The sequence below is a fragment of the Salinibacterium hongtaonis genome (assembly GCF_003065485.1).
In the GTDB taxonomy this organism is placed as follows: Bacteria; Actinomycetota; Actinomycetes; order Actinomycetales; family Microbacteriaceae; genus Homoserinimonas; species Homoserinimonas hongtaonis.
Genome location: NZ_CP026951.1, coordinates 1,150,508 through 1,164,347, shown reverse-complemented (window position 1 = coordinate 1,164,347; position 13,840 = coordinate 1,150,508). Strand labels below are relative to the sequence as shown.

The 13,840-nt window shown below is 64.5% G+C and carries 12 protein-coding genes; 6 read left to right on the top strand and 6 right to left on the bottom strand.

Translation table 11 applies throughout. The features are described 5' to 3' along the window. Positions 1–123: 123 nt before the first annotated feature. Complete coding sequence (gene ftsR, locus C2138_RS05685; RefSeq protein WP_108516205.1) at positions 124–825, bottom strand: transcriptional regulator FtsR; 702 nt, start codon at positions 823–825, stop codon at positions 124–126. Next, positions 826–1,359 carry an FHA domain-containing protein gene (locus tag C2138_RS05680; protein ID WP_108516203.1) on the bottom strand — a complete coding sequence of 178 codons (534 nt, stop codon included), beginning with the start codon at positions 1,357–1,359 and terminating at the stop codon, positions 826–828. 138 nt (positions 1,360–1,497) lie between these two features. Between C2138_RS05680 and C2138_RS05675 the strand changes: the two genes are divergently transcribed. Further along, a complete protein-coding gene (locus C2138_RS05675; protein ID WP_108516201.1) occupies positions 1,498–1,941 on the top strand; it encodes a beta/alpha barrel domain-containing protein in 444 nt (147 codons plus the stop codon). 52 nt (positions 1,942–1,993) lie between these two features. Further along, on the top strand, positions 1,994–2,701 hold the full coding sequence (locus C2138_RS05670; protein WP_108516199.1) for a Pr6Pr family membrane protein: 708 nt from the start codon (positions 1,994–1,996) through the stop codon (positions 2,699–2,701). On the opposite strand, the gene C2138_RS05665 is transcribed toward C2138_RS05670, so the two are convergent. Beyond that, entirely contained in the window at positions 2,595–4,058 is a 1,464-nt protein-coding gene (locus C2138_RS05665; protein WP_108516198.1) for a flavin monoamine oxidase family protein, read from the bottom strand. The two genes, C2138_RS05670 and C2138_RS05665, sit on opposite strands and share 107 nt — an antisense overlap. Positions 4,059–4,116: 58 nt before the next feature. Here C2138_RS05665 and C2138_RS05660 point away from each other — a divergent pair, with 58 nt between their 5' ends. Beyond that, on the top strand, positions 4,117–4,512 hold the full coding sequence (locus C2138_RS05660) for an RNA-binding S4 domain-containing protein (protein WP_108516196.1): 396 nt from the start codon (positions 4,117–4,119) through the stop codon (positions 4,510–4,512). Positions 4,513–4,531: 19 nt separating this feature from the next. On the opposite strand, the gene C2138_RS05655 is transcribed toward C2138_RS05660, so the two are convergent. From C2138_RS05655 to C2138_RS05645, 3 genes are all read right to left on the bottom strand, one after another. Beyond that, on the bottom strand, positions 4,532–5,989 hold the full coding sequence (locus C2138_RS05655; RefSeq protein WP_108516194.1) for a glyceraldehyde-3-phosphate dehydrogenase: 1,458 nt from the start codon (positions 5,987–5,989) through the stop codon (positions 4,532–4,534). Between the two features lie 86 nt (positions 5,990–6,075). Next, positions 6,076–7,092, bottom strand: coding sequence for a serine hydrolase domain-containing protein (locus tag C2138_RS05650; protein ID WP_108516192.1), 1,017 nt, complete (start codon positions 7,090–7,092; stop codon positions 6,076–6,078). 5 nt (positions 7,093–7,097) lie between these two features. Then, positions 7,098–7,910: a CPBP family intramembrane glutamic endopeptidase gene (locus tag C2138_RS05645; RefSeq protein WP_108516191.1), complete on the bottom strand. Its 813-nt coding sequence runs from the start codon at positions 7,908–7,910 to the stop codon at positions 7,098–7,100. A gap of 113 nt (positions 7,911–8,023) precedes the next feature. Here C2138_RS05645 and imuA' point away from each other — a divergent pair, with 113 nt between their 5' ends. Genes imuA' through C2138_RS05630 form a run of 3 tightly spaced genes read left to right on the top strand, consistent with a single transcriptional unit; the run spans position 8,024 to position 13,798 of the window. Beyond that, complete coding sequence (imuA', locus tag C2138_RS13610; RefSeq protein ID WP_159078153.1) at positions 8,024–8,770, top strand: DnaE2-dependent mutagenesis accessory factor ImuA'; 747 nt, start codon at positions 8,024–8,026, stop codon at positions 8,768–8,770. Then, the gene (locus C2138_RS05635) at positions 8,770–10,365 is read left to right on the top strand and encodes a DNA polymerase Y family protein (RefSeq protein WP_108516189.1); all 1,596 of its coding nucleotides are present in this window, start codon (positions 8,770–8,772) and stop codon (positions 10,363–10,365) included. The genes imuA' and C2138_RS05635 overlap by 1 nt, the downstream gene beginning before the upstream one ends. A 55-nt stretch (positions 10,366–10,420) precedes the next feature. Further along, the gene (locus tag C2138_RS05630; protein WP_108516188.1) at positions 10,421–13,798 is read left to right on the top strand and encodes an error-prone DNA polymerase; all 3,378 of its coding nucleotides are present in this window, start codon (positions 10,421–10,423) and stop codon (positions 13,796–13,798) included. Positions 13,799–13,840: the final 42 nt, after the last annotated feature.

The following is a 13,840-nucleotide window of genomic DNA, read 5'->3' as shown; positions in this document are numbered from 1 at the left end:
TTAACTTTCAATGTTTGGTTGAAGTTGATCTATCACCACGGTACGAGGCTTTCGGGTGAATGCCTGGCATTGGGCGCCGACGGATTTGGCGTGTCGCCGCATGTCGGAAGCAATGACCCCAGCTTACGGGTCGAGTCGTGAAAGTGCACCGCGAATCAGGCTTCCCCGAACAATCTCGAGTTGCCCAGCGATCTCACGAGCAAGCTCGCTCGCCTTAGCCCTGCTGGATGCATCTTTTCGCCGCGCGACGGGAATCAGGGCGCTCTCGATGAGGCCCAGCTCGCGCTCTGCGGCCGCTCTGAAGCTGCGGAGATGGCGAGGCTCGATGCCGGAGCGCTTGAGCTCGCCCAGAGCAGTCAGCACCTTGAGCGCATCGTCGCCATAAACGTCTGAAGCAGTGATCAACGACGCAGAAACGGCGTCGGCGAGGAGCTGAGGGCTGACCCCGGCCGCCCGCACCAGCTCATCGCGCCCCAATCGACGCTCTGATGAGAGAATCGACGGCCCGGCGACCGATGCTCCACCCGGAAGCTCCGGCTGCCGCCCAGCATCGAGGTCATCAAGATATGACTTGATGACCTTGAGGGGGAGATAGTTGTCGCGCTGCATCGTGAGCACGAGGCGCAGCCGCTCGACATCGTCGGGAGAAAACTTGCGATAGCCAGACTCGGTGCGAGACGGCGAAATTAGCTGCCGTTCCTCAAGAAAGCGGAGCTTGGACGGCGTGAGATCGGGGAACTCCGCCGTTAGCCGTGCGAGAACCTGCCCAATGCTGAGAAGTGCCAGGTTCGGCGACTTTTCGTGGGCCGCGGCGGCGCGCGCCACTTAGCTAGCCGCCGAGGAGGCGAGGTCTAAGCGCGATGCGTAGAACGTCAGTCGGAACTTGCCGATCTGAACCTCGGAACCATCGACAAGCGTCGCAGAATCGACCCTGACACCATCGAAGTAGGTGCCATTGAGCGAGCCCTGGTCTCGAATCTCAAAGGTCGTTCCCGAGCGGATGAACTCGGAGTGCTTTCGCGAGACCGTGACATCGTCGAGAAAAATATCGGCATCCGGATGGCGACCCACCTTCGTGACATCGGAGTCCAGAAGAAAACGAGCGCCGACATTGGGCCCACGACGAACGATGAGCAGCGCGGAACCCGAGGGAAGCGCTCCGACAGCCTCAAGCTCCTCGCGGCTGACCTCACCACTGAGGGCCGCGAGCTGCGCCTCGAAATCCGCGCCCATGTGGGCAGTGGTCTCCGTTGTGCTCGAGGAACCGGGCACGGCGACAGTGTCGCTCACAATGGGCTCGTCGTTGGTGGAGGCAGCGTCAGGGCGCTTGCCGTCGTGAGAGTGCGGCGCATCGACCATGTGAACCTCCCCTGGCTCGTTATCAATCAGCGTATCGGATTCCGGGCCCGTGCTGTCAGGGCAAAATCGACTTGACGAGAGAATATCGTGCAGCGCGGCGTCATATGAGCGTTGAGGTGGCCGGGGTAGTCTCGAAAGATGTCGTGCATCCGCTTCAATACCCCGGCCCAGCTGGCGGCGATGCGAGAGCTCGCTCCCTCGATGCTCACCGCTGAAGAGGTGGCCCGCTTGCACCCAGCACCCCCCGTTACCGAGAGCAAATTGCGCCGGCTCCGGCTTCTTGCCGCCGACGCAAACCCCCGCATCCGCGAAAGCGCCGCCAACAACCCCCACACGCCCGACGACGTGCTCGCCACCCTGGCTCACGACCCGGATGAGCGTGTTCGCAATGCCGTCGCACGCAACGAAAGAACATCGTGCGACGTTTTGCGCGAACTTGCCGACGACCCGTCTGACACCGTGCGCGGCTGGTTGGCCGTGAACTATTACGTTCCCCGCGATGTGATGGACCGACTTGCCGACGATCCCAGCGACACCGTGCGTGCCCTCGTTCGCTGGAAGGGTTCGCTCGTCGACGCCTGAGCCGACGCGACGACCACCCATCCCCACGACAGAGCTAACTGCGGATCGTCGAATGCCCATCCACACCACTGTGTTGGGTATCGCACGACTGCTCACTGCAATAACTGGCGTCGTGGCCCTCGTGGGCGACATCAACTTTACGATCGGCACGAGCCCTCTCGCGATCGGCAACTTCTTTAGCTACTTCACGGTCGAGAGCATGATTCTCGCCGTAATGGTCTTTGTGTGGTCTGGCATTGTCGCCCTCACCGGGCGGCGGGATCCCCTGCCGCTCGACCAGCTCCGGGCGCTTGCCGTGGCCTATGTGACGGTGTCGGGAATCGTGTTCAGCGTTCTGCTCATAGAAGGCACCATGCGCGGGGTTCCGGTCTGGGCGCCCTGGTCGAGCATCCTGTTGCACTTCGTGATTCCCGCGCTCGCGCTGCTCGACTGGATCGTGGCCCCCGGTCGGCTGCTGCCGTGGTCGACGATCGGCTGGGTGCTGGTCTTCCCGGCAATCTGGGTGGTCTACACCATGATCCGCGGCGCGAACGTGTACTGGTACCCGTACTTTTTTCTCGACCCGTCACTCGTCGACGTTCCGTTTGAGCTGGGCCTCTACTTGCTCGCCGTCGTCGTTATCTTTGCCTCAACGACTACCCTGCTGATCGCGGTCAGTCGGAGGCGCTCGAGGGCGAGGGGGAAGCCGAAGGAGAAGCCGAACGCGACACCAGGTCAGGGTCAACAAAAGGCTCGAGGCTCACAAGAGCAGCCTGCATAAGCTCACGGTCGCCAAACTCCGAAAGCCGCACTGCAGCCTCGCCCGCCATAAGGCCCACCAGAATCGGTTCGCCCATGAGCGGGAGCATGTTGATCCAGAGGGGAAAATCGGTGTCACCATCGACAACGCTCCAGGCCGATGCATCTGTCGACCAGAACGGAGTCTCGAACCGCATGACGATCTTGTCGCGATGACCCATGCCGAGGGCAGCGATGGCCCCGCGGTGCGAAAACGGCAGAGGCGGATCGAACTCGATAGCTCCGGCCTGCAGCACCCCCAGCGGAACCGTGACGATGGTGCGGTCGGCCGAATACGACTCTCCCCTGGCCAGCCGAAGGCTCACGCCCCTGTCCGTGAGAGTGACGCCCGAAACAGTGCTCGAGGGCAACACAGTGATGCCCTCGATCATCCCCGCGATCAAGGACTCGAAATCACCGACGACCATTTCGTCACCCTCAGCGCCGAGCACAGGGATTGAAGCGAACCACGCCGAGAGCTCATCGGCATCAGCCCCAGTGCCGACAACGACGTCGGATGCCACATAGTTCTCGAGCAGATCGACCTGCGAAACTCCCGCTGCCCCCGCGGAGGCATCGACATTTGCCGCCCCAGAATCGAGCAGGGCGTCGGCGAGAGACGTGTCGACAGGCTGAACGGCCGCCCATTCCAAAGCCTCCGCCACAGCATCCTGCCCCACCGTGCTGGGCTCGAGAACCTCGCCAGCCACCGTGCGGTGTTCCTGCGAAAGAGTGAACGGCACAACGTCGATGTTGGCGTCGGCGAGCTCAGCAAGCACGGCGGCGGAATCGAGCGCCGAGATGACATCGGCCCCCAGCTCCAGGGGGAACGGCCAGTCATCGCCATTCAAGGTGGAGACTCTGCCGCCGAGCCGGTCACGCCCCTCGATGACCACGACGTCGTAGCCCGAGTCGACGAGGATGCGGGCCGCAGTTGCGCCAGCGATGCCCGCTCCGACGATGGCGATGCGCTCCCCCGGCTCGGCAATCGACATCACGTCGAACGCGACGCTTCTGCCCGACGCGCGGGCGCCTTGAACGGTCGCCGGGGCGGTCTCGGCGGTGTGCTCGCCCGCAAAAAACAACCGGTCGTCGATGGGCCGCCGCAGAATCTCGCGGTCATCTGCCGCCGTTCCGACCGCCGGATAGCTCAGAGCCCCGCGCGAGAACGGGTCGGCCGCCCAGTTCGTTCGTACGAAAGCCGCCGGCTCGGGAGTCTTAGAACGAATCGGTGAAGCAGAGGGAGACGGCTGCGGCGAATCGGGCGTGCAGGCCGCGACTGTGAGGAGCGTGAGCCCCGAAACCGATCCAACAAGGAATGTGCGCCGCTTCATAGTCATCTGTGGTCACTGTAACGCGGCAAAGGATCAAGCTCCAGCGCGCTACTACTCTTGACCCATGGAAAGCGTGCGGGTTGACAGCTGGCTGTGGGCGGTGCGGGTCTACAAGACGCGATCCGCGGCAACGAGCGCCTGTCGCGCTGGGCACGTCAAGCTCGGTGGCGACCGGGTGAAGGCTGCTCAGGCCGTGCGCGTCGGCGACGAAGTGCGCGTGCGCATCGCCGGATTCGACCGCACGTTTATCGTGCAGCGGCTCATCGCCAAACGCGTCGGAGCTCCCGAAGCAGCAACCGCCTACCTCGAAACAACTCCGCCCCCGCCGCCGCGGGAAGAGAGGCCACTCGCTCCCGTGCGCGATCGCGGAGCTGGACGCCCCACCAAGCGAGAGCGCCGCGAGTTGGAACGCCTGCGAGGGCGCGGAGACGGCGCCGACGAGCGGGAGCCGCTGGAATAGCGACCCCCGCACCCCAGGGCTAAGAGGCGGAGACCGATTTGCGCTCGGGGAACACCAGCGGGTGATTGCCCGCCAGGGTCTCCAGCACGCGAATCACCTGACGGCTGTAGCCGAACTCGTTGTCGTACCAGACGTAGAGCACGAGAGAGTTGCCCGTGCTCAGGGTCGCAAGACCATCGACGATGCCAGCGCGGCTCGAACCCACGAAGTCGGTGGAGACGATCTCTGCTGATTCGACATAGTCGATCTGCTGGCGCAGAACCGAGTGCAGGGCGAGGTCGCGCAGATAGGCGTTGACCTCATCCTTATCCGCTTCATTCTCAAGGTTGAGGTTGAGAATAGCGAGCGAGACATTGGGCGTCGGAACGCGGATGGCGTTGCCCGTGAGCTTGCCCGCGAGCTCGGGAAGAGCCTTGGCAACAGCCTTGGCGGCACCCGTCTCGGTGATGACCATGTTGAGAGCAGCGGAGCGCCCGCGGCGATCGCCGTTGTGGAAGTTGTCGATGAGGTTCTGGTCGTTGGTAAACGAGTGAACGGTCTCGACATGCCCGTTCAGGATGCCGTACTTGTCGTTGATCGCCTTGAGCACGGGGGTGATGGCGTTGGTGGTGCAGGATGCGGCAGAGAGAATGCGGTCAGCATCTGTAATCGTGTCGTGGTTGATGCCGTGAACGATGTTCTTGAGATCACCCTTACCGGGAGCCGTCAGCAGAACGCGGGCGACTCCGGGGCACTTGAGGTGCTGCGAGAGACCCTCTGCGTCACGCCACTTGCCCGTGTTGTCGGCAACGATCGCGTTAGTGATGCCGTACTTGGTGTAGTCGACCTCGGCGGGGCTGTTCGAGTAGATCACCTGGATGAGGTTGCCGTTGGCGAGGATCGTGTTGTTCTCTTCGTCGATCTCGATCGTGCCTTCGAACGGCCCGTGAACCGAGTCGCGGCGCAGCAGGCTAGCCCGCTTGATGAGGTCGTTCTCTGACCCCTTGCGCACGACGATCGCACGCAAGCGAAGGCCACTGCCTCCCGCAGCATGGGCGATGAGGATGCGGGCCAAAAGCCGGCCGATGCGTCCGAAACCATAGAGAACGACGTCGACAGGGTCGGGCGAGTTCTTCTCGTTGACATCAACAACCGGGGCAAGCTCAGAACGAAGAAAGGTCTCGAGGTCGGCGTCGCTTTCGCGGTAGCGCTCAAGAAGCGTTCCTACGTCGATGGATGCAGGGCCGAGACCCAGTCCGACGAGCGTCTGAAGAATGGGAAGGGTGTCTTCGACGTCGAGGGCGAATGCGGCACCCTGACGGCTGTGGCTGTGCGCCTTGAGCACCCCGATCGCGGACTTGTTGAGGAGCCGACGGCCATGAATGGAGGTGACGACACCGTTCTGGCGATAGAGCTTCCCGACCAGGGGAATGATGGCCTCTGCCACCGTCTCGCGCTCGCTCCATTGCTGCAACTTCTGGTCGGACTCGTGGCCCATTCTGTTCCTTTCCCACACTGGAAGGGGCGACCGGGCGGTCGAAAATCCCCTCAAATAGTGTATGGGCGGCGGAACGAAGCTAAATCTTACTCAGGTAATGAGGGCTCGGACAGTTCTGCGAGCAAATCGAATCCGTAACGGTCAACAGGGATGGCCGTCGCAGAAAGAATGACAACGCCGACATGGGCCTCGCGATCCAGGCCCATCCAGGCGCAGAACCCACCCGTGCCACCGTTATGCCAGGTAATAATCCGGCCCTTCGACTCGAGCGTGATCCAGGCTGCACCGATTTTCATGGCGGGGCTCGACATCGACGCAGCAGGTTCGAGCGCAAGCATGCCTGCCGCCGAACCATTGAGAAGCGCGGCCGCCAGGTCTCCCATGTCACCAATCGTCGAACGGATGCCGCCAGCCGGCGCAATCGCCTCACCCGTCCATGCCTCCATGATCTTGCCCCGCGAATTCCTGCCCATCAGGTCGCTCTCGGTGAGATCCGCCGACCCGGAAAGTGCGGCAAAAGATTCGAGACCGAGCGGGTCAGCGATGCGATCACGAAGCAGCGCCGCATAGTCGGTGCCCGCCGCGCTCGCCACCGCATGGCCGAGCAGCTCGAAGCCCAGATTGGAATAGCGGGGATACCGCGCGGGGCGCACTGTGGCTCGGCGAGCGCCAACAACCAACTCATCCAGCGTGTCGCCATAGGGATTAGTGCCCCTGCGCATGAGATTCCAACTGCGACGCACCACATCGCGCGAGGGAGCGAGACGAGGCAGACCCGAGGTGTGCGTCGCGAGGGAGGCCAGCGTTACCCCGGCAGCGGGGCACTCCCCCAGCGGCAGCAGCTCGCCGAGCGTCGTTGCCGGCCTTACCTCGGCGCGCTCCACCGCATCCATATAAAGGAGCCCCGTGACTGCCTTAGTGATCGACCCGATCTCGAACCGCGACGTGAGAGGTGTTCCCAGAGCGGCCGTCCGTGCCCCCGAGCTCGTGACTGTCGCAACCGCGACAACGGGGTGGCGGCTGCCGAGCCGCGCGTGCGTTCGTTCGGCGAGCTCTGTATCGCCCGCGGCATCCGCGCTTGCGGGCCCCCGCTGGATGGTCATGGGGCTCAGTATATGAAGATGGGCAGAAAGGAGCGGTCGTGAGCATGCACGAGCGCGAGAAACAGCACCAGGTCAAAGAGCAGGTGGACCGACACGACATAGGTGAACGACTTGGTGAGCTTGAACGTGTAGCCCTGGAGAAGGGCGAACGGGAACGTCAGCAACGGGCCCCACGCTTCGTAGCCGATCTCCCACAGAAACGACGAGAACATGACCGCCGTGAGGACATTGGCGAGCCAGTCGGGAAAGTGCCGTCGCAAAAGCGTGAAGGCCGTGCAGATAAAGAAGAGCTCATCCCAAATGCCGACGGCGTTGACGCCGAGAAACAGCCGCCAGAAGATCGTGGGATCTTCTGAGGCATCGGGCCAGTTGTGATACACACCAGTGCTGATGAGGTACACCGGCAGAATCAGGTATCCGAGCACAACAACGCCGACGAGATAGAGCCGAGCCGTAAGCGACCACGACTCCCCTGTAAACATGGGAAAGCGGATGATTCGCTCGCGATATACATAGCGGGATACGAGCCACGGCACAGCAACAGCGAGCGCAAGAGCAGCACCCATCGCCACCATGTGGCCGATGCTGAGGTCGGCATTGAGGGGAACCAGGCTAATGATGAGCAGACCGGCCGCAATGAGTGCGAGGTGCTTGAACAGCTCACGATCAACCACAAACCCGACAATGAGCCCTGCGGCGAGCGCCGCATACCCGAACGGGGTTTGGACGCCGAAGAGCAAAAACGCTGAGAGCGAGATGAACGCTGCAGGCAGAAGTTTGCGGCTGAGGACGGGGCGCTGTGTCTCTACGGCGGTCACCCGCCTAGCTTGCCCTAGAGTGGGCCGATTTTCGAGACTCCAGAGAGCGTTGCGCCCAAAGCTGAGCCGTTCTTGTGGTTGCTTTATTCGAACATGTGTTCGAACATTGATGTATGACTCTTCTTGCGGGTTCTCGCCCCACTTCGATGCCCACCGCGGTGTCGGAGCTGCAGGCGCGCATCCGCCAGATGCAGGCGACCAAGCTGCCCGACATCATGCTTCCTGTGCTCGATGGGCTGCGCAGCATTCTCCCCCACGGCCTTCGGGCCGGTGCTACCTACTCGGTAACAGGGTCAACCAGCCTCGCCCTAGCCCTGCTCGCAGGCCCCTCCCAACAGGGTTCGTGGTGCGGTGTTCTGGGGGTGCCCACCCTCAGCACTGAGGCAGCGGCGGAGCTGGGCATTGACCTCTCCCGCCTGGTGCTTGTGCCCCAGCCCGGCTCCCGCTGGCTCTCTGTCGCCGCCGCCATGACAGACGTTCTCGGCGTCGTCGTAGCCGCAGCCCCTCCCCGCATCGCCCCCGCCGAGGCCTCACGCCTTGCGGCACGCCTGCGCCAGCGCGAGAGCACTCTCATTGTGCTCGGCGAGTGGCCAGGAGCCGATGCGAGCATTCGGGCCACCGCGAGCACCTGGTCGGGAATCGGTAACGGCCACGGGCGCCTTGCCGGACGGCTAATGCGCGTTGAGGTTGGCGGGCGCGATGGGCGCTCCCGCACCCGCACGCTCATCCTTCCCTTCGCCCCAACCAGCGGAACCGGGGCGACTGCGGCAGCCGTGCCTGGCGCGGCAATGCCTGATGCAGCCGTACCAACTGCACCGCATCCTATGGGGCTTCGCCTCGCCCCAGAACTCGTGGGCTGATGACTGCCTCCATTGCCCGCTCCATGGTGGTCTGGTTCGCCGACTGGCCCGTTGAAGCGGCAAGAGCAACCGAAGGGCTCTCCCCCACCGCTGCCGTAGCCATTATCGATAAAGGCTTCGTTATCGCATGCTCAGCAGAAGCCCGCCGCGATGGTGTGCGCCGCGGACTCCGAGTGCGCGAAGCCCAGTTGCGCTGCCCTGACCTCACGATCACCCCCTACAATGCCGAGGCTGACGCCCGCGCCTTCGAGCCGGTCATCAGCAGCATCGAGGAGATCATCCCCGGCGTCGAGCCCATCAGGCCGGGGCTCTGCGCTGTGCGCGCCAGAGGAGCCGCCCGCTACTACGGGGGCGAGCTCCCCGCTGCAACAGCGCTTCTCGACCGGATGCTCGCCGAGGGCAGCCCCCCAGCATCCATCGGCATCGCCGACAGCCGGTTCGCCGCCGAGCAGGCCGCCTACCGTGCGGTGCCTGTGACGAGTGCAGCGCCTTCTGCACCCCCCAGCGGCGCCGAAGGCCACCGTGTTCTCATCGTGCCGCCGGGAGCATCCCCCGCCTTTCTCGCTCCCCTGCCGATCGAGACCGTGGGCGATGGAGACCTGACGGCGCTGCTTCGCAAGCTCGGCGCCCGCACCCTTGGCGACTTTGCCGCGCTCTCGTCTACCGATGTCCGCGCACGATTCGGAGAATCCGGCGCGCGCGCCCACGAGCGGGCCGCTGGCCTCGATCACAGGATCGTCGTTCCGCGCGTTCCCCCGCTCGACTTCGATGTGCAGATCGATTGTGAGCCGCCGCTCGACCGAATCGACCAGATCGCATTCGCTCTCCGGGCCGTCGCCGATCGATTCGCGAGCGGGTTCACGGCGGCAGGTCTCGTCTGCACAGGAATTCGCGTGCACATCACGACGGAGGGTTCTGGCGGCTCCGAGCGGGAATGGAGCCACCCCCGCTACTTCACCCCTGCCGATGTCGTCGACAGGGTTCGCTGGCAACTGCAGGGCGACGGTATCGATACGGGGCTTGAGGCTCCCGTCTCCCGCGTAACCATTAGCCCGACCCATGTCGACGCGATCGGCAACCACGAAGAAGGGCTATGGGGGCGCAGCCCGGACGAGCGCATCCATCACGGCCTCTCGCGCATCCAAAGCATGCTCGGGCATGATGCCGTGCTTACTGCGGTGCCGGGCGGAGGCAGGATGCTCACAGAACGCCGGGTTCTCGTGCCCTGGGGAGACGCCCCGCCCCCTGCCGCACGCCTGGCTGCCGATCGCCCCTGGCCCGGCAGTCTGCCCGCCCCGGCTCCTGCGACGGTCTATGAGCCTCCCCTCCCGGCGAACGTTCTGGCCAGCGATGGCAGCACCGTCGATGTCGACCGGCGCGGCAGGGTGAGCGGCGACCCCGCCTGGCTCTCGCTCGCGGAGAACCGGCGACAGAGGGTGACGGCATGGGCTGGGCCGTGGCCCATTCGACAGCGCTGGTGGGATCCGGCGCGAGCCCGCCGAATCGACCGGTTCCAACTCGTTGACGAACACGGGGAGGGATGGCTACTGCTGCTCGAGCAGCACCTCTGGCGGGTGGAGGCCCGCTATGACTGACGCGAAGTGAGCCGCCCCCTCCAGAACGAACACCACACGAAAGGAGGACAACGCGATGGGCTGGAATAACCCACCGGTGACCTGGGCCGAGCTTGAGCGCGCGCTCTCGGGCGAGGCGCATCTGCCCCGCCGCGCTGAACGGCGAAAGGAACCGACTGCTCAGCCCCCAGCCTCGCAGCTGCCGGCCGCGGCACCCCTCGGTGCGACCGTGCCCTATGCCGAGCTGCACATCCACTCGCACTTCAGCTTTCTCGACGGCGCATCCTCCCCCCAGTCGCTCGTTAATGAGGCCGTTCGACTCGGACTGCACGGGCTTGCCCTCACCGACCACGATGGCCTCTATGGGATCGTGCGGATGGCCGAGGCTGCGGAGAACCAGGGGCTGGCTACCGTGTTCGGCGCGGAACTCTCCCTCGGGCTGAGCGCGCCACAGAATGGCAGGGCGGACCCTGAGGGCCACCACCTCGTGGTGCTTGCCCGCAAAGAGGAGGGCTATCACCGGCTGGCAGGGGCGATCACGAGTGCGCAGCTTGCCTCCGGGGCAGAGAAGGGACGCCCCGTCTATGACCTCAATGAGCTGGCCGCGGCATCCGATGGTCACTGGATTGTACTCACGGGCTGCCGCAAGGGCGCGGTGCGACGAGCCCTTGTCGACGAAGGCGAGGCAGGGGCCGCCCGCGAGGTCGCCCGACTCGTCGACCTCTTCGGCCACGACAATGTGGTCGTCGAACTCATCGACCACGGCGGCCCCCTCGACAGCGATCACAACGACACCCTGGCTCGCATCGCTGCGCAGGCAGGGCTGCCCTACATCGCGACCGGCAATGTGCACTATGCAACCCCCGAGGAACACCCACTGGCCTCGGCCATCGCCGCCGTTCGCGCCCGCCGCAGCCTCGACGATATGGATGCCTGGCTACCGGCATCCGACGGAGCCCACCTGCGCAGCGGGGCCGAAATGGCCGAGCGTTTCTCTCGCTACCCCGGCGCGGTTGCGCGCACTGTCGAGCTCGCCGACGACCTCGCGTTCAGCCTGCGGGCGGCCAGGCCCCAGCTGCCCAAACAGGAGGTTCCCGAGGGCCACACCTCAATGTCGTGGCTGAGGGAACTTGTGCAGCAGCGACTGCCCGAGAAGTATCCGAACGCCGACGCCGCCGTCCATGCCCGACTCGAGAAGGAACTCGCTGTGATCGAGGCGAAAAACTTTCCCGGCTACTTCTTAATCGTCTTCGACATCGTGTGTTTTGCCCGCAGCCGCGGCATCCTCTGCCAGGGACGTGGATCCGCAGCGAACTCGGCCATTTGTTATGTGCTCGGCATAACCGCGGTCGATTCGATTTTCTACGGGCTGCCGTTCGAGCGTTTTCTCTCAAGCCTGCGAGAGGAGGAGCCCGACATCGACGTCGACTTCGACTCCGATCGCCGCGAGGAGGTAATCCAGTACGTCTACGAGAAGTACGGGCGCCGTAATGCCGCCCAGGTGGCCAACGTGATCAGCTATCGCCCCAAGAACGCCGTGCGCGACATGGCGAAGGCTCTGGGGTTCAGCCAGGGGCAGCAGGATGCCTGGTCGAAGCAGGTAGAACGCTGGGGTTCGGTCGAGGCACCAGAGGGGGGCATCCCCGCCTCCGTGCTCTCCCTCGCCGACCAGCTACTCACAGCGCCACGGCACCTGGGCATCCACTCCGGCGGCATGGTGCTCACGGAGCGCCCCGTGGGAGAGGTGTGCCCCATCGAGCATGCCCGCATGGAGAACCGCACGGTTCTGCAATGGGACAAGGATGACTGCGAGTGGATGGGCCTGGTCAAGTTCGACCTTTTGGGGCTCGGGATGCTCGCCGCCCTGCAATACGCATTCGATCTCATCGACGAGAAGCTGGGCGAGAGGTGGACGATCGAATCGATTCCCCGCGAGGAGCAGGGCGTCTACGACATGCTGTGTCGGGCGGATGCCGTCGGCGTCTTTCAGGTGGAGAGTCGTGCCCAGCTCGCGACCCTGCCCCGGCTCAAGCCTCGGTGCTTCTATGACCTCGTCGTGGAGATCGCCCTTATTCGCCCCGGACCGATTCAGGGCGGGGCCGTCCACCCCTACATTCGGCGGAGGACAGGCGAGGAGGCAGTCGACTACCTGCACCCGCTACTCGAACCGGTTCTGAAGCGCACTCTGGGGGTTCCTCTCTTTCAAGAGCAGCTCATGCAGATGGCGGTCGCGGTCGGCGGATGCACCGCAGAAGACGCCGACCTACTGCGCCGAGCGATGGGGTCCAAGCGCGGCATCGAGCGCATCGAAACCCTCAAGGCCAAGCTGTATGCGGGGATGGCAGAGAACGGCATCACCGACGATGTGGCCGACGGCATCTACACCCGCATCGAGGCCTTCGCTAACTTTGGATTCGCCGAGTCACATTCGCTGAGTTTTGCCGTGCTTGTCTACGCGAGCTCGTGGCTCAAGCTCCACTACCCTGCCGCTTTTCTCGCGGCGCTTCTCAGAGCTCAGCCCATGGGCTTCTACTCGCCACAGACCCTCGTGGCCGATGCCCGCCGCCACGGCGTGCAGGTGCTGCGGCCCGACATCCTGCTCTCCGATGCCGAGGCGACGCTCGAATCGTTGCCCGGCGCGGCCGGAGTAACAGGAGCCGACGCCTGCGCGAGCTTTGAACAGCCGCCGATCGGCCCGTTTGACCGGGCAACCCCCAGCGACACCCTTGAGCACCGGCGCGACGGTTCATTCGCCGTGCGGCTGGGCTTGGCCGAGGTAACCAGCATCGGCACAGCCCTGGCTCAGCGCATCGTGGCCGAGCGGGCGGAGGGTGGCAACTTTGCCGACCTCGCCGATCTTTCCCGGCGCGTCGGCCTGAACGCCGACCAGCTTGAGGCGCTCGCCTCCGCCGGTGCCTTCGACTCCCTCGGCATGACTCGTCGGGAGGCGCTGTGGGATGCCGGGGCAGCCGCCCAGGAGAAGCCGGGGTTTTTGCCCGGCAGTGGCATGAGCATCCAGCCGCCGCTGCTTCCCATGCTGTCACCGGCGGAGCAGGTGGCCTACGACCTGTGGGCGACAGGGATATCGACCGATGATCACCCGATGCGGCATGTGCGCGAGGTGCTCACCCCCCGGGGGGTGCTGCCCATCGAACGGCTGGAGGGCGCGGAGTCTGGACGGCGCATCGAAGTCGCCGGGGTCGTCACCCATCGGCAACGGCCACAAACGGCCAGCGGCATGACGTTTCTGAACCTCGAGGACGAAACCGGCATCCTGAACGTAATCGCCAGCGTCGGGGTCTGGACCCGGTACCGCCGTGTTGCGCGGGAATCCCCTGCGCTTCTTGTGCGGGGCATCCTCGAACGCTCCTCCGATGGCGTCATCAATCTGGTCGCGGACCGGTTTGAACAACTGAGAATGCCCGTGCGCACCTCGTCGCGTGACTTTCGCTGAACCGCCTGGATGGCTGCTGAGCGCAGCGCACGCACGGCCGAC

What these genes read in the sequence shown, in the direction of transcription:
- C2138_RS05680 (WP_108516203.1), bottom strand. Translation starts at nt 1,359, where the DNA reads ATGGTCGATGCGCCGCACTCTCACGACGGCAAGCGCCCTGACGCTGCC.
- C2138_RS05675 (WP_108516201.1), top strand. Translation starts at nt 1,498, where the DNA reads ATGTCGTGCATCCGCTTCAATACCCCGGCCCAGCTGGCGGCGATGCGA.
- C2138_RS05670 (WP_108516199.1), top strand. Translation starts at nt 1,994, where the DNA reads ATGCCCATCCACACCACTGTGTTGGGTATCGCACGACTGCTCACTGCA.
- C2138_RS05665 (WP_108516198.1), bottom strand. Translation starts at nt 4,058, where the DNA reads ATGACTATGAAGCGGCGCACATTCCTTGTTGGATCGGTTTCGGGGCTC.
- C2138_RS05660 (WP_108516196.1), top strand. Translation starts at nt 4,117, where the DNA reads ATGGAAAGCGTGCGGGTTGACAGCTGGCTGTGGGCGGTGCGGGTCTAC.
- C2138_RS05655 (WP_108516194.1), bottom strand. Translation starts at nt 5,989, where the DNA reads ATGGGCCACGAGTCCGACCAGAAGTTGCAGCAATGGAGCGAGCGCGAG.
- C2138_RS05650 (WP_108516192.1), bottom strand. Translation starts at nt 7,092, where the DNA reads ATGACCATCCAGCGGGGGCCCGCAAGCGCGGATGCCGCGGGCGATACA.
- imuA' (WP_159078153.1), top strand. Translation starts at nt 8,024, where the DNA reads ATGACTCTTCTTGCGGGTTCTCGCCCCACTTCGATGCCCACCGCGGTG.
- C2138_RS05635 (WP_108516189.1), top strand. Translation starts at nt 8,770, where the DNA reads ATGACTGCCTCCATTGCCCGCTCCATGGTGGTCTGGTTCGCCGACTGG.
- C2138_RS05630 (WP_108516188.1), top strand. Translation starts at nt 10,421, where the DNA reads ATGGGCTGGAATAACCCACCGGTGACCTGGGCCGAGCTTGAGCGCGCG.